This is a genomic window from [Bacillus] caldolyticus, from assembly GCF_003595605.1.
GTDB classification, from domain to species: Bacteria; Bacillota; Bacilli; order Bacillales; family Anoxybacillaceae; genus Geobacillus; species Geobacillus thermoleovorans.
Map to the genome: position 1 here is coordinate 765,672 of NZ_CP025074.1, position 15,531 is coordinate 781,202.

A 15,531-nucleotide genomic window follows, 5' to 3' on the forward strand; every position below is an offset into this window, starting at 1 on the left:
CGAAAAAGACAGAATTCTTTTTCGCCAGCGCCGGCACTCATGATTGAAGGAGACGGTGCGCAGTGTCGACAAGCTCGCTGACCGGCACATCGAACGTCTCGCCTGTTTTCCGCACTTTTACTTCCACAACGCCTTCGCCCGCTCGCTTGCCGACGGTGACGCGGAGCGGAATGCCGATCAAATCGCTGTCGGCAAACTTCACTCCAGCCCGTTCGGGGCGGTCGTCATACAACACTTCAAACCCAGCCTGTCCGAGCTTTTCATACCACTCTTCCGCCAACGCGCGCTGTTCATCGCTTTTTGCGTTCGCTGTAAGCAAATGGATGTGAAACGGTGCGACCGAAGCCGGCCACACAAGCCCGTGTTCGTCAGCAAACTGTTCGGCGATTGCGGCCACCAATCTTGATACGCCGATGCCGTAGCAACCCATGATCATCGTCTGCGTTTGGCCGTTTTCATCCAAATAGACGGCGTTCATCGCTTCGCTGTATTTTGTCCCCAGCTTAAACACATGCCCGACTTCAATGCCGCGGGCAAAGCGGATCGTCCCTTTGCCATCTGGAGACGGGTCGCCTTCTTTTACGAAGCGCAAATCGGCGTATTGACTGACGGCAAAATCGCGGCCCGGGTTGACTCCGATGTAATGGTATCCTTCCTCGTTCGCGCCGCAAACGCCGTTGACGATGGCGGCGACAGCATGGTCCGCGATCACAGTGACGTCTTCGCTGACGCCGATCGGGCCGAGCGAACCAATTGGAGCGTTCATCACCCGCTCCGTTTCTTCCGGCGTCGCCAATTCGACGACCGTCGCGTCGAGCACGTTTTTCACCTTCACCTCGTTCGCTTCATGATCGCCGCGGACGAGAACGAGCACATAGCGGCCGTCCACATTGAACAAAAGCGATTTGATGCAGCGCTCCGGCGATATTTGTAAGTGCGAAGCGACTTCAGCGATCGTTTTTTGCCCCGGCGTCGCCACTTTTTTCAATTCGGCTGGCGGCTCATCGCTTTTTTCGTACGTCGCCACGACCGGCGCCATCTCGATGTTGGCGGCATAGTCAGACGCATCGGAGTAGGCGATCGTATCTTCGCCGATGTCCGAGAGCACCATAAACTCATGCGTATCTTTGCCGCCAATCGCCCCCGAGTCGGCGATGACGGCGCGGAAGTTCAATCCGCAGCGGCGGAAAATGTTCGCATACGCCTCATACATGTTGTTGTACGTTTCATCCAAACTTTCTTTCGACGTATGGAACGAGTAGGCGTCTTTCATCATGAACTCGCGGCCGCGCAACAGCCCAAAACGCGGACGCTTTTCATCACGGAATTTCGTTTGGATTTGATACAAGACAAGCGGCAGCCGCTTGTACGTTTTCACCTCGTCGCGGACGATCGCCGTGATCATTTCCTCATGCGTCGGCCCGAGGGCGAAATCGCGCTCGTGCCGGTCTTTTAAGCGCATCAGCTCCGGCCCGTACGAGTACCAGCGGCCGGACTGCTGCCAAAGCTCAGCTGGCTGCAAGGCCGGCATGAAGAGCTCCATCGCTCCAATCCGGTTCATTTCCTCGCGAATGATGGCTTCCACTTTTTGCAAAACACGCTGCCCAAGAGGCAAAAACGTATAGACGCCGCTTGCGCTTTGACGAATGAAGCCGGCCCGGAGCAGGAGCTGATGGCTTTTCACTTCCGCATCCGCCGGCACTTCACGCAACGTCGGAATAAATGCTTGACTTTGTCTCATCCATTAGCCACCTCGTTTTCTCTCTATAGGAAAAATTTTTGAATGTCATTCCATGTCACCACAAGCATAAGCAACATAAGCAAGGCAAAGCCGATAAAATGAACCATTCCTTCTTTTTGCCGGTCGACCGGCTTGCCGCGCACCGCTTCAATGGCGAAAAAGAGGAGCCGCCCGCCGTCTAGCGCCGGCAATGGCAACAAGTTGACAATCCCCAGGTTGATGCTTAAAATCGCGCCCCATTTCATCAAGTAGTAGATCCCAGACTCAGCCACTTTGCCGGTCGATACGGCGATGCCGACCGGTCCGGACAGCATGTCAAGCTGAAACTGGCCGGTGATCAATTGGCCGAGCCCCGTTACAATTTCCCGCGTCCAGTAATACGTCTCAACCAGCCCTTGCTTGATCGAGCCCAACACCGATTTTTCCATCGGCTGATAGACGCCGATCAAGCCGATCGTCTCCCCTTGCACCGTTTTCGCCTCCGGAGTGACCGTCACACTCCGTTTTTTCCCATTCCGCTCAATTTGAAACTGAAGCGGTTCTCCCGGATGGGCGCGAATCGTGTTGACGATTTCCGTCCATGTTTCCATCCGTTCGCCGTTAATGGCGATCACTTCATCCCCTTGCTTCAAGCCGGCGGCGCGCGCCGCTCCTTCCGGCGTCAGCTCGCCGATCACCGGCTTGTCGACCGGATAGCCTTGCAAAAGACCGATGATGATAAACACAACGAGCGACAAGAGAAAGTTGGCGAGCGGTCCGGCCAAAATCGTCATCGTTCGCTGCCCGAGCGTTTTTGCCGCAAATTGGCGATGGTACGGAGCAATTTGAATCTCTTGGCGGTCGACGACGAAAAACGCCGGCTCCTTGACCGTAAACCGCTCGAACCGCTCGCCGTCCGTATAGCCGGTCACATACATGCCATGCTCTAAATCGGCCTCTTCCACTTCCACTACGCGGATATTCGGATAATCGTCCTTATGGTTGAGGACGATTTTTTCCACTTGGCCGCTCTCATCAAGCAAAAGACCGACGACTTGCCCACGCTTCAATTCAATCGTCTCCGGGTCTTCACCGGCCATGCGGACGAAGCCGCCAAGCGGGAGCAGGCGGATCGTGTACACCGTTTCGTTTTTCTTGAACGAAAACACTTTCGGTCCGAAGCCGATGGCAAATTCGCGGCACAAAATGCCGGCCCGTTTTGCTAGCAGCAAGTGGCCGAGCTCGTGAAAAAAGACGAGGGCACCAAAGACGACGATAAATGAAATGATCGATTCCAACGTTTCAACCACCTTTATGATAGTAGTGAGCGGACGTAGGCGCGCGCGTCCGCATCGATTTCACGAATGTCCTCAAGCTGCGGATCGCTCACTGGCCGATGGCGCTCGAGCGCGCGTTCAATCCACTCCTCGATGGCCAAAAATGGAATGCGCCCGGCTAAAAACGCCGCCACCGCCTCCTCATTGGCCGCATTCAACACCGTCGGCAGCGAGCCGCCGCGCTTGCCAGCCTCATAGGCGAGACGCAAACAGCGATAGCGGTCGAAATCAACCGGGGCGAAATGGAGCGCCCCAAGCGAGATTAAATCAAGCGGCTTGGCGGATGGGAGCGGCAACCGCTTTGGATACGCAAGCGCGTATTGGATCGGAACGCGCATATCCGGCGTTCCAAGCTGCGCCAATACACTTGTGTCACGGAACTGAACGAGCGAATGGATGATGCTTTCTCGATGCAAAACAACCTCAATTCGCTCATACGGCAGCCCGAACAGCCAATGAGCCTCAATGACCTCAAATCCTTTATTCATCATGGTCGCCGAATCAATCGTAATTTTTGCCCCCATCGACCAGTTCGGATGGCGGAGCGCCTCCTCAACCGTCACATGAGCGAGCTCTCGGCGCGTCTTGTCGCGGAAGCTGCCGCCGGATGCGGTCAGAATGAGTTTGTCAACTTGTTCCATCCTTTCCCCTTGCAGACATTGAAAAATGGCGGAATGTTCACTGTCAACTGGCAACAGCGGCACGCCGCGCCGCTTGGCTGCAGCCATGACGAGATGTCCGGCGACAACGAGCGTCTCTTTGTTGGCGAGGGCGATCGCTTTTCCCGCTTCAATCGCCTTCAGCGTCGGCACAAGGCCGACGCTGCCGACGACAGCGGTGACGACAACATCGGCTTGTGGGCAAACGGCTGCTTCAATCAATCCTTCCTCTCCGTACACGATCGTCGTCCGCCCGCGGTACTCGTGATAAAGAACTTCATACGCATCACGGTCAGCGACGGCGACAAGACTTGGGGAAAATTCAGCGATCAGCCGCCTCGCCGCCTCGATATTTTTCCCGACCGATGCGGCGGCCAAGCGGAATTCGTCCGGATGGGCGCGGATGACATCGAGCGTCTGTGTGCCGATCGATCCGCTCGCCCCTAATATACTAATATATTTCAATCGTTTCACTCCTCACCCGCTTATCGTGCGATTTCAAGCAATATGTACAATATCGGCAGCACGAACAGCAAGCTGTCAAACCGATCTAAAATGCCGCCATGTCCCGGCAAAATCGCCCCGGAATCTTTGACGCCGTAATGGCGCTTAAATGCCGATTCGATCAAATCGCCGAGCTGACCGAACGCCGACAGCAGCAACGCGACGCCAAGCGCGGCCGCCAAACTGCCAAACGGCGCCGCCGCCCACTCGTAAATCGCGGCGACAACAGCCGCTGAAGCGATGCCGCCGATGGCGCCTTCCACCGTTTTTTTTGGGCTGATCTCCGGCCATAGCTTGCGCCGGCCAAACGCGCGGCCAAAGAAATACGCCCCAATGTCAGTCGCCCAAATGACAAACAAGGCATAAACGAAGTACACGAACCCAACCAAACGAACAGCGCCGAAACAGAAAAACCCTACGCCGACATAGACGACCGCCAAAACGACAAACGCCGCCTCATCGAACGAGAGCGCATTTTTCGTCACGACTGTGCCGACAAGCAGCAAAAAAGCCAAAGCGGCGAGCACGCCAAATTTGGCGGTCCCAGACGCCAACCACTCGCCGCCGTAACGGGCGGGAACGAGCAACAGCCAAAGGGCGATCAATCCAGCCGCCCCGACAAACGACAACGGGTGCATCCCTTTCATCCGCAACAATTCAAACAGCCCAATCGTGGCCAATATATATGTTACTATTATAAACGGAAATCCGCCAAAAATAACAATCGGCAAAAAGAGCGCCGCCGCTATGACTCCGGTGATGATTCGCTGCTTCATCGCGCTGACACTCCTCCAAATCGGCGGTCGCGCCGCTGGTAAGCGGCAATCGCCTCTAAGAAATGTTGCTCCGTAAAATCCGGCCATAAGACATCCGTAAACCAAAGTTCCGTATACGCCAACTGCCAAAGCATGAAATTGCTCAAGCGAATCTCCCCGCTCGTACGGATGAGCAAGTCAGGGTCAGCGAGCCCGCTCGTCATCAAGTACGAGGAAATGAGCGGCTCGGTGATGTCTTCCGGCGCGAGCATCCCGCGTTCAACGTCTTTGGCGATCTGCTTTACGGCGGCAGTGATTTCCGCCCGGCTTCCATAATTAAGGGCAAAGTTTAACACAAGGCCGGTGTTGCCGCTTGTTTCCTTCACGGCTTTCTCGACCGCCCGGCGCGTATGATCAGGCAGCGCCTCCGCATGACCGATCACTTGGACTTTGACATTTTCGGCGACGAGCTCGGGAAGAAACGTCGTCAAAAACTGTTCCGGCAGCTTCATCAAATAATCGACTTCACTTTTCGGACGTTTCCAGTTTTCTGTCGAAAACGCGTAAAGCGACAAAATCTGAATCCCCAGCTCATTCGCAAAACGAGTGATTTTGCGCACAACTTGCATGCCTTCGTAATGGCCGGCCGCCCTTGGCAGCGCCCGCTTTTTCGCCCATCTCCCGTTTCCGTCCATAATGATGGCGACGTGGTTCGGCATCGGATGCCTGAGCACCTCTTCTTTCGTCACCGGGACGTCTTTCTCTTTTGTTTTTCGCATTTTATTGAACATACGAGTCCTCCGGGATCGTGTTTTGCCTTTCCATTATAGCAAAAAAACCCTCCATCAACATAGAGGGTTTGCATGGTTTTGCCTATACTTCCATCACTTCTTTTTCTTTTTCTTTTGTGATGGCGTCAATTTTGGCGATGTGGTCATCGGTCAGCTTTTGCACTTCGTCCGTGTAGCTGCGGAGCTCATCTTCCGTAATTTCGCCGTTTTTCTCGAGTTTTTTCAATTCATCGTTCGCATCGCGGCGGATGTTGCGCACCGCGACTTTCGCGTCTTCTGAATACTTTTTGACAAGCTTCGCGAGCTCGCGGCGCCGTTCCTCGGTGAGCGGCGGAATGACAAGACGAATGACTGATCCATCATTCGATGGCGTCAGCCCTAAATCCGATGCTAAAATCGCTTTTTCCATTTCTTTAATGGCCGATTTGTCGTACGGCTGAATGACAAGCAGCCGCGCTTCCGGCACGCTGATGGAGGCCAGTTGGTTGATTGGCGTCGGCACGCCGTAATAGTCAACGGTTACTTTCTCAAGCAGCCCTGCGTTCGCCCGCCCGGCGCGAATGCTTGCCAGCTCGCGGGTGAACGCTTGCACCGCTTTATCCATCTTTTCTTTCGCCTGTTGGATCACTTGCTTTGCCATCGTTATTTCCCCCTTACGATCGTTCCGATGTTTTCACCTAACACAGCGCGTTTAATATTGCCTTCTTCCATAATCGAGAAGACGATGAGCGGAATGTTGTTGTCCATGCAAAGCGAGGAAGCAGTCGAATCCATGACGCCGAGCCCTTGCTTGATGACGTCCAAGTACGACAGCTCATCGTATTTGACCGCATTGGCGTCGACGTTCGGGTCGGCGCTGTAGACGCCATCGACGTTGTTTTTCGCCATTAAAATGACGTCCGCCTCGATTTCCGCCGCCCTGAGCGCCGCGGTCGTATCGGTCGAAAAGTACGGGTTGCCTGTGCCGGCGGCGAAAATGACAACTCGTTTTTTCTCAAGATGGCGAATCGCCCGGCGGCGAATGTACGGTTCGGCCACTTGCCGCATTTCAATCGATGTTTGCACCCGCGTTTCCACACCGAGCTGCTCAAGGCTGTCCTGCAAGGCGAGGGCGTTCATCACCGTCGCCAACATGCCCATGTAATCAGCCGTCGCCCGGTCCATGCCCATTTCGCTTCCCGTTTTTCCACGCCAAATGTTGCCGCCGCCGACGACGATGGCGACCTCGACGCCCAGTTCAACAACTTCTTTCACTTGTTTGGCGATCGACTGAATGACCGCCGGTTGAATGCCAAACCCTTGCTTTCCGGCGAGCGCTTCCCCGCTCAACTTTAACACGACGCGTTTGTATTTTGGCTGTTCCATGTCCAACCTCCATGATGCGAATCACTTTGAAAAACAGGGAACACGCGCGTGTTCCCTGTTGCGGTCCGTCATTGTTTTCTGACTTGGCTCATGACTTCTTCTGCAAAATTGTCTTGGCGTTTTTCGAGCCCTTCGCCGACTTCGTAACGGATGAACTGCTTGACTGTTGCTCCGTTCGATTCGACGTATTGGCGCACCGTCACATCCGGGTTTTTCACGAACGCTTGCTCGAGCAGGCAGACGTCTTCGTAAAACTTGTTCAGCCGGCCTTCGACCATTTTTTCAACGATTTTCTCCGGCTTGCCTTCGTTTAAGGCTTGCTGCTTCAACACTTCACGCTCATGCGCAATCTCTTCCTGCGGCACGTCGTCGCGCGAGACGTATTTCGGATGAAGTGCGGCAATGTGCATGGCGACATCTTTGGCGACGTCTTCGCTCGCATTGCCGGCTAATAACGTTAATACGCCGATGCGCCCGCCCATGTGCAAGTACGCACCGAACGTTTCGCCGTCCGCTTTATTGACGACGGCAAAGCGGCGAAGCGTAATTTTTTCACCAATTTTGGCGATCGCTTCGTTGATGTAGTCTTGGACGGTCGAGCCGTTGTCCATCGTTTGACCGAGCGCTTCATCAAGCGAAGCCGGCTTTTGTTTCAGCAAGTGGGCGGCCAGCTCTTTGACAAGCGTTTGGAATGCTTCGTTTTTCGCAACGAAGTCCGTTTCCGAGTTCACTTCCAAAATGACGGCGGTATTGCCTTCCACCGCGATGTACGCCATCCCTTCGGCCGCGATGCGGTCCGCTTTTTTCGCCGCTTTGGCAATTCCTTTTTCGCGCAGCCAGTCGATCGCTTTCTCCATGTCACCGTTTGTTTCGGTGAGCGCCTTTTTGCAGTCCATCATGCCTGCGCCTGTTTTTTCGCGCAGTTCTTTCACCATTTGTGCTGTAATCGCCATAAAAAAATCCTCCTTCTCATTGTCCCGTATATGTATCGGTGCCGGCAGCGGCTCCCCGTTTTGCCCTTATTCGTTAGTATAGCCAAAAGTTGCTCATTTCTGTCTCAAAAAAAGGTGATAAAAGGCTTTCCCCTCTTATCACCTTTCTTGAGCATCGTTACTCTGCCGCGACGGCCGCTTCTTCGCCTTGTTTCGCTTCAAGCACTGCATCGGCGATTTTTGAAGTCAACAGCTTGACGGCGCGGATGGCGTCGTCGTTGGCCGGAATGACATAGTCAATTTCATCCGGATCGCAGTTCGTGTCGACGATGCCGATGATCGGGATGTTCAGCTTGCGCGCCTCCGCCACCGCGATCCGCTCTTTGCGCGGGTCGATGACAAACAACGCATCCGGCAGCTCTTTCATGTCTTTGATGCCGCCCAAAAACTTCTCAAGACGCTCTTTTTCTTTTTTCAAGCCGATGACTTCTTTTTTCGGCAGAACGTCAAATACGCCGTCTTCTTCCATTTTTTCAATTTCGCGCAGCCGTTTGATCCGTTTTTGGATCGTGGCGAAGTTCGTCAACGTGCCGCCGAGCCAGCGTTGGTTGACGTAAAACATACCGCAGCGTTCCGCTTCTTCCTTCACCGACTCTTGCGCTTGCTTTTTCGTGCCGACGAACAAAATTTTGCCGCCGTTCGCCGCCAATTCGCGAACGAAGTTGTATGCTTCCTCGACTTTTTTCACCGTTTTTTGCAAGTCGATGATATAGATGCCGTTGCGCTCCGTGAAAATGTATTTTTTCATTTTCGGGTTCCAACGGCGCGTCTGATGTCCAAAGTGGACGCCAGCTTCAAGCAGTTGTTTCATCGAAATAACCGACATGTATGCTCCTCCTGTTTCCTTAGTGGTTTTTGGTCCTCCGCCTGCCTCATCTTTCAGCAAGACTGGCTGAGCCAGCACCGTTGCTGAAATCACCAGGCGTGTGTATTCACACCATGAAAAAATATATCACAACTGCAAGCGGCAAATCAAGCTGTTATTCGCCTATTGATTCGTTTTTTGCGCAAATTTGAGCCATAGCTCGACTTCTGTTTTCCCTTTGCCGAGCTGTTTGGCAATTTCCTCGACCGTCGCCCCTTCCGCATATAGGCGGCGAGCAAGCTCACTCGCGTCCGCTGGTCGGGTGAGTGAAAGTTCGAGCACATCCTTGACCGTTCCGATGTCTGGGAAATAGCCCGGAGCGGCGCTTGGGCGGCTTGTTTCTGTGCGTTTTTCGGTTTCTCCCCGCTCCGCCGGCTCGTTTTCCTCCTTTTTTGCTTCCGCTGTTCGCTTTTCGAACCCCGCTCCGATTTCACCGCCTCCTGCCCCCAGCATGGACGCCGTCTCTTTCCCGTTCGCGCCCCGTTGCACACTGGGCGCATCGTTCGTTTCCGGTGCAGAAACGAATGGATCCGCTCCGCTGCCAAGCAACGAGTCAAGTTCAGCCAAAAAGCGCTCGTTTTCTTCCTTCCAAGCAGCGAGATAAGCGGTCATGGCTTCCTCGAGCTCCTCGGCCCGCCTCTCCGCCTCGCCAAGCCGCGACAGGCGAAGGAAAAGCACAATGATCAACCAAAACGACAAGGCGTGCAGCAGCAAACTGATCGTTAGCCAAAATGCCATCATGATGTTCACTATCCTTGAATGTCGATCGTTTTTCCTTTATAAGGGTGTCCTCCAAAACGGGACGCCTCCTGCTCAAGACGGGCGCTCGTTCGTTTATCCGTCACCCGACGGCGCGCACGCTCCGCCCGCTTTTGGCCGGCAGTTGCCATTTGCGCCTGCACTGCATAGGAGTGTTGTTGCGTCGAAGCTTGAAGCCTTTCCGCGTCGGGCGCTTTCGGCATGACGCTTTGCAACGCTGGAAGCTGGATGTCCATCGCGTTTTCTCTCCCCTCATGGCTCTTTTTCAAAAAAGCGGCGCAGTTTCCAAAGCGCTTTCGCATGAATTTGCGAAATTCTTGATGTCGACAAATGCAAAAGGCTCCCGATTTCTGTAAACGTCAGCTCCTCTTTGTAAAACAAACTGATGACGAGCTGCTCTTTTTCATTCAGCTGTCCGATGGCTTCAGCCAGCTTTTCGATCATTTCCTGCTTAACGATTTGCTCCTCGGGAAGCGGAGCGCGGTCGTCGCGAACCGCCAACAGTCCTTCATCTTCGTCGACGGTCGTCTGCCCGAGCGGCAGCCAATGGGAAAAAAACGTTTCACTCGCCGCCGCCTGCACTTCCTCTTCCGTCATCCCGAGCTCAGCGGCGATCTCTTTCGCCGTCACCGATCGCATGTGCCGCTGTTCAAGCCGCTCGATCGCTTCCTCAATTTTTTTTGCCTTATCGCGCATGCTGCGCGGCAGCCAGTCTTCTTTGCGCAAACCGTCTAAGATGGCGCCGCGGATGCGGAACGAGGCGTACGTGTCGAACTTCAAATCACGCGATGGATCAAATTTCTCCAACGCATCGTATAAGCCGACGAGTCCAAGGCTGACGAGCTCATCCTTCGGCACGGAGCTCGGCAGCGTCGCCGAAAGCCGCTGCACGTGGTAGAAAACAAGCGGCATATAGCGCTGCACCAGCTCCTCGGCCGCGTGACGGTCGCGGCCATGGATCCATTCATCCCAGTATTTCCGTTCTTCTCCTTTTAGCGCGCTTCCCATTATTCTCCCCCTTGCCTTGCGGAAACGGCGCATCCCGGTCATATTTCCTTTATTTCTTGAGCGGCGGTGCGGATGGAGAGCACACCCGTCTGCGGATTAAATTCGATCGTGCGGCCGCTATGGCCCCCGACATCTTCGGCGACGACCGGAATGTGAAGCCGCTCGAGCTGCTTTTTCACTTCCTCCACATTGCGCGCGCCAATGCGCATCATATCGCCGCCAACTGTCGAAAACGAAAACATTTGCGCCCCGCCGGCCAGCTTCGCTTTCAGCATCCCTTTCCGCCCGCCAGCGGCAATGACAAGCTGAACGAGCGCCTCGACCGCCGTATCAGCGTATTTGGCCGCATTGATGACTCCGCCGCGCGCCATCGAGGAATGCGGAAGCATGACATGCGCCATGCCAGCAACCGCCTTGCCTGCATCGTAAATGACGACACCGACGCACGACCCAAGCCCGCACGTGCGGATGACATTCGGCGCTATGACGACCTCCATTTCCGCAATGCCGATTTTGACAGCCTGCGCTGTGCTCATAGACCATCCACACCTAGTGCTCGAAAGATGGTGGAAAACGACTCGGGGTCAGGTAGAAGAAAGAAATGGCCGTTGATGCTTTCGTCCGGGCGTCGTTCATCGTAAATGGCTGTGTCAATCAAAATGGCGTAATCGCCAACACGCGACAGCTCAAGCAATCCGAACGACAGCACAGCTCCAATCATGTCGATGGCCAATGCCGGCACGGACGGGTGCAAGTTGAGCCGCGTAAAGTCAGCCAATGCCGACAAATACGAGCCGGCTAAAATATTGCCGAGCTCCTGAAGCGCCGAGCAGCCAAGCTCATGGGCTTCTCCTTGAAACGAAAACGAGTCATCGCCAATCATCCGACGGACAAACCGCTCAGCCTGTTCCGGCGGCAACACGAAAAACATGTTTCCCGGCGCTTCTCCTTCGATGCGCAAATAGACGCACGCCACTACTTGTTCCGGTCCACCGATTGATTCCATCATTTCGGCAAACGTCGCAATTTGAACGCGCGGCACCGCCATTTCAATTTTTTTGTTTAGCAACGTCGACAAAGCCGTCGCCGCGTTGCCGGCGCCAATGTTGCCGATTTCGCGCAAAATGTCAATATGCATCCCCGTCAAGTTGCGAATATCGTCCAATGTCAACGCTCCTCTCCACGGATTATCGGTCGAGCACTTTCGCCAAATCGAGCAAAATGAGGAGCCGATTCTCCACTTTCGCCACGCCGTCGATGTAACTTGCCTCAACGGAGCCAATTGCCTCTGGCGGCGGTTCGATGCTTTCCGCCGGCAGATCAAGGACATCATTCGCGGCATCGACGATGAGCCCAACTTCCATATCCTCAAGAGCAACGATAATGATCCGCGTCTGTTCCCCATATGGTTCGGGGGCAAACCCGAACCGCTCGCGCAAATCGATGATCGGCGTCACAACACCGCGCAAGTTGATGACCCCTTTTACATAATGGGCCGTCCCCGGCACGCGCGTGATCGGCTGCATTTTCTCGATGGAACGGACATGCTGCACCGGCAGAGCATATTCTTCTTCTTTCAGGCGAAACGCAATCACTTTCCAGTCTGCTTGCACGCTGGCCGTCATCCAATCCTCCCCCTTTTTTTCGACATGCCACTGAAAACGGCAGATCAACGCCATAGGCGCCCCCGCACCGACACGGCCATCTCCTACTTCACGAGCGCGTTGCAGTCGATAATCAGCGCCACTCGGCCGTCTCCCAAAATCGTCGCCCCCGAGATGGCGAAAACCGAAGATAAATAGTTTCCTAGCGATTTCAACACGACTTCTTGCTGCCCGATAAACGAGTCGACCGCCAGCGCCGCCAGTTTTTCCCCTTTCCGGACGATCACGACCGCCACCGCATCTCCGTCATCGGCTGCTCCAGGAACAGCGAAGACGTCTTTCAGGCGGACGAGCGGCACGATTTTGCCGCGAAAATCGATGACCGGCTGGTTGTGGGCGGAAAAAATCTCTTCCTTTTTCACCAGCGCCGTCTCAATGATCGATGACAGCGGAATCGCGTACGTTTCCTCGGCGATTTGAACGAGCAACACAGAAATGATCGACAATGTGAGCGGCAGCTGAATCGAAAAGAGCGACCCTTTTCCAGGCTGCGAATCGACCGAAACGGTGCCGCCGAGCGACTCAATCGTGCTTTTGACGACATCCAAACCGACGCCGCGGCCGGAAATGTCAGAAACTTGCTCAGCGGTCGAAAAGCCGGGAGCGAAAATAAGCTCGTAAATTTGCTGATCGTTCAAATGCTCCGCCGCCTGCGGCGAGACAATGCCGCGGCTTTTCGCCTTTTGCAGCACCTTCTCCCGGGAAATGCCGGCGCCGTCATCCTCGATTTCAATAAAGACATGGTTGCCGCTATGGTACGCTCGCAATTGAACGGTCCCTTCTTCCGGCTTTCCGCGCGCCACCCGGACGTCCGGCGCTTCGATGCCGTGGTCGAGCGCATTGCGGATCAAATGGACAAGCGGGTCGCCGATTTCATCGATCACCGTCCGGTCAAGCTCGGTATCCGCGCCGATGATGTCAAGGCGCACCTTTTTGCCGAGCTCGCGGGCGAGCTGGCGCACCATGCGCGGGAAGCGGTTGAACACCGTTTCGACCGGCACCATGCGCATATTTAAAATGATCGTCTGCAAATCGCTCGAGATGCGAGACATCCGCTCGACCGTTTCCGTCAATTCGGCATGGTTCAGTTCGCGGGAAATTTGCTCAAGCCGACCGCGGTCGACAACCAATTCTTCAAATAAGTTCATCAACCGATCGAGCCGTTCAATGTTGACGCGGATCGTTTTCGTCGCCTGTTTCGCTGTTTGTTTTTCCGGCGCCTCCGCTTCGGCCTGAACGGCCGCCGCCTGCTCCATAGCGGCCGGTTGTTGGGGCGCAGCCGCTTTCTCGCTTTCTGCCGACGGTTCATTGCTCGATAGCATAGACACCTTGACGTCATCAATTTCCGAAATGCCCATCAGCCGCTTTTGCAACTCATCGGCTGGCGCTTTGGATACAACCGTAACGAGAAACTCCCGGTCAAACTGTTCTTCCTCCAGCATCTCGACCGGCGGCGTTGCTTTCACAATTTCTCCGACTTCATTCAGCTGTTCAAACACCATATAGACGCGCGCTGCTTTCAACAAGCAATCATCGCGAAGCCGAACGCGGATTTCGTAGACGGAAAATCCCTGCTCCTTCGCCTGCTCGAGCACATGGTATTCAAATTCCCCATACGCATGTTCAAGGGGCGGTTCTTCTCTTGCTGCCTGCTTGTTCGGCATCTCCCCTTGCTCGATTCGTTTCAGCTGTTCGACTGTTCTCCTTACATCGCGCGTTCCGTCGCCGCCTGCAGCGATGGAACTGATCATCGCCTCCAAATGGTCGACGGCCTCAAAAATGACGTCAAGCAATTCCGGGGTAACGGAAAGCCGCCGATTGCGGATGCCATCGAGCACGTTTTCCATTTGGTGCGTCAAATTGGCTAAATCTTCAAACCCCATCGTGGCGGACATGCCTTTCAACGTATGGGCCGAACGGAAAATATCATTCACCACAGACATGTCCTCCGGAGTTTTTTCAAGTTCCAACAGCCGCTCGTTGATCGCCTGCAAATGCTCTTTGCTTTCATCAATAAATAAATCCAAATATTGGCTCATGTCCATGCCGTTTCCCCCTCACTCCCCGATCAATTGGACGATGGCAGCGGCGATGCTGTCAAGCGGAACGATGACATCAACGACGCCAGCCTCGATCGCCGCTCTTGGCATCCCAAAGACAACGGCTGTCTCGCGCGCTTCCGCGATCGCTTTTGTGTTCCCGCTTTCCTTCAGCTTTTTCAACCCCGCTGTTCCGTCGCTTCCCATCCCGGTCATGATCACCGCGATTTTCCGACAGAGGCGAATGGCAGCGAGCGACTCGAACAACACGTCAACAGCCGGACGATGGCCGGCGCGCGGCGGCGATTCGTCGAAACGGGCTTTAAGCGCGCCGCCTTCTTCGCGAACGATGAGATGGACGCCGCCTGGCGCGATATAGGCGGTGCCATTTTGCAGCACTTCCCCGTCTTCCGCCTCCTTGACCGTGATCGCGGCAAGCGCATCAAGCCGGTTGGCGAGCGATGTCGTAAATCCTTTGGGCATATGCTGGACAGCGACGACCGGAGCGGCTAGATCGGGCGGAAGCTGCGTCAGCACCGTCTCGAGCGCGCGCGGGCCGCCGGTGGAAGTGCCGATCGCGACGATGGCCTGTTGCGGCCGCGCCGCCGCTTTGAACGATGGGCGCCAAGACGGATGTTGGCGGCGCGGGGCAGTCAAGGCAGCCACGTTCGCTTCGCTCGCGTGCAGCACTTTGCCAATCAGCTCGTCTTTCACTTTGTACAAATCGAGCGAAATCGGTCCGGACGGCTTAGCGACAAAGTCGACCGCCCCGTACTGCATGGCGGCGATCGTGTTTTCCGCCCCTTCGGTCGTCGTGCTTGACACCATGACGACCGGCACGGGATGGTCCCGCATGATGCGCTGCAACGTTTCGAGTCCGTTCATGACCGGCATTTCCACATCAAGCGTCACGACATCCGGCCTTAGGGCGGCGATTTTCTCGAGCGCCTCCCGGCCGTTGCGAGCTGTTCCGATGACTTCGAGGCGCGGATGTTCGGACAAAAAATCACTGATCCATTTGCGCATAAACGCCGAGTCATCGACGACAAGCACCTTGATCGTCTTCATGTTCC

17 protein-coding genes are annotated in these 15,531 nt (G+C 55.1%); all 17 read right to left on the reverse strand.

Going from position 1 to position 15,531, the window contains the following annotated elements; genetic code table 11:
• Positions 1 to 37: 37 nt before the first annotated feature.
• Positions 38 to 1,741 carry a proline--tRNA ligase gene (locus CWI35_RS03970; protein WP_021322283.1) on the reverse strand — a complete coding sequence of 568 codons (1,704 nt, stop codon included), beginning with the start codon at positions 1,739 to 1,741 and terminating at the stop codon, positions 38 to 40.
• A 23-nt stretch (positions 1,742 to 1,764) separates the two neighbouring features.
• Entirely contained in the window at positions 1,765 to 3,030 is a 1,266-nt protein-coding gene (gene rseP, locus CWI35_RS03975; RefSeq protein ID WP_023634150.1) for an RIP metalloprotease RseP, read from the reverse strand.
• Positions 3,031 to 3,032: 2 nt separating this feature from the next.
• Entirely contained in the window at positions 3,033 to 4,181 is a 1,149-nt protein-coding gene (gene dxr / locus CWI35_RS03980) for a 1-deoxy-D-xylulose-5-phosphate reductoisomerase (protein ID WP_021322281.1), read from the reverse strand.
• A 20-nt stretch (positions 4,182 to 4,201) separates the two neighbouring features.
• Positions 4,202 to 4,996, reverse strand: coding sequence for a phosphatidate cytidylyltransferase (locus CWI35_RS03985; RefSeq protein ID WP_014195473.1), 795 nt, complete (start codon positions 4,994 to 4,996; stop codon positions 4,202 to 4,204).
• Positions 4,993 to 5,766, reverse strand: a complete 774-nt coding sequence (locus CWI35_RS03990; protein WP_014195472.1) for an undecaprenyl pyrophosphate synthase — start codon at positions 5,764 to 5,766, stop codon at positions 4,993 to 4,995. The genes CWI35_RS03985 and CWI35_RS03990 overlap by 4 nt, the downstream gene beginning before the upstream one ends.
• Positions 5,767 to 5,848: 82 nt before the next feature.
• Positions 5,849 to 6,406, reverse strand: coding sequence for a ribosome recycling factor (gene frr, locus CWI35_RS03995; protein ID WP_011230752.1), 558 nt, complete (start codon positions 6,404 to 6,406; stop codon positions 5,849 to 5,851).
• A gap of 2 nt (positions 6,407 to 6,408) precedes the next feature.
• Entirely contained in the window at positions 6,409 to 7,131 is a 723-nt protein-coding gene (gene pyrH, locus CWI35_RS04000) for a UMP kinase (protein WP_011230751.1), read from the reverse strand.
• Between the two features lie 68 nt (positions 7,132 to 7,199).
• Positions 7,200 to 8,084 carry a translation elongation factor Ts gene (tsf, locus tag CWI35_RS04005; RefSeq protein ID WP_011230750.1) on the reverse strand — a complete coding sequence of 295 codons (885 nt, stop codon included), beginning with the start codon at positions 8,082 to 8,084 and terminating at the stop codon, positions 7,200 to 7,202.
• Between the two features lie 157 nt (positions 8,085 to 8,241).
• Positions 8,242 to 8,949: a 30S ribosomal protein S2 gene (gene rpsB, locus CWI35_RS04010; RefSeq protein WP_021322279.1), complete on the reverse strand. Its 708-nt coding sequence runs from the start codon at positions 8,947 to 8,949 to the stop codon at positions 8,242 to 8,244.
• A gap of 162 nt (positions 8,950 to 9,111) precedes the next feature.
• Positions 9,112 to 9,729, reverse strand: coding sequence for a hypothetical protein (locus CWI35_RS04015; RefSeq protein ID WP_031206499.1), 618 nt, complete (start codon positions 9,727 to 9,729; stop codon positions 9,112 to 9,114).
• 8 nt (positions 9,730 to 9,737) lie between these two features.
• On the reverse strand, positions 9,738 to 9,983 hold the full coding sequence (locus tag CWI35_RS04020; protein WP_011230747.1) for a hypothetical protein: 246 nt from the start codon (positions 9,981 to 9,983) through the stop codon (positions 9,738 to 9,740).
• 16 nt (positions 9,984 to 9,999) lie between these two features.
• On the reverse strand, positions 10,000 to 10,755 hold the full coding sequence (locus tag CWI35_RS04025) for a FliA/WhiG family RNA polymerase sigma factor (RefSeq protein ID WP_011230746.1): 756 nt from the start codon (positions 10,753 to 10,755) through the stop codon (positions 10,000 to 10,002).
• A 38-nt stretch (positions 10,756 to 10,793) separates the two neighbouring features.
• On the reverse strand, positions 10,794 to 11,291 hold the full coding sequence (locus tag CWI35_RS04030) for a chemotaxis protein CheD (RefSeq protein WP_011230745.1): 498 nt from the start codon (positions 11,289 to 11,291) through the stop codon (positions 10,794 to 10,796).
• Positions 11,288 to 11,920, reverse strand: coding sequence for a chemotaxis protein CheC (locus CWI35_RS04035; RefSeq protein ID WP_011230744.1), 633 nt, complete (start codon positions 11,918 to 11,920; stop codon positions 11,288 to 11,290). Before CWI35_RS04035 ends, CWI35_RS04030 begins: the two co-directional genes overlap by 4 nt.
• Positions 11,921 to 11,942: 22 nt before the next feature.
• A complete protein-coding gene (locus CWI35_RS04040) occupies positions 11,943 to 12,380 on the reverse strand; it encodes a chemotaxis protein CheW (protein ID WP_011230743.1) in 438 nt (145 codons plus the stop codon).
• A gap of 83 nt (positions 12,381 to 12,463) precedes the next feature.
• Positions 12,464 to 14,464, reverse strand: coding sequence for a chemotaxis protein CheA (locus CWI35_RS04045; RefSeq protein ID WP_021322275.1), 2,001 nt, complete (start codon positions 14,462 to 14,464; stop codon positions 12,464 to 12,466).
• 12 nt (positions 14,465 to 14,476) lie between these two features.
• Entirely contained in the window at positions 14,477 to 15,526 is a 1,050-nt protein-coding gene (locus tag CWI35_RS04050; protein WP_021322274.1) for a protein-glutamate methylesterase/protein-glutamine glutaminase, read from the reverse strand.
• Between the last annotated feature and the right edge of the window lie 5 nt (positions 15,527 to 15,531).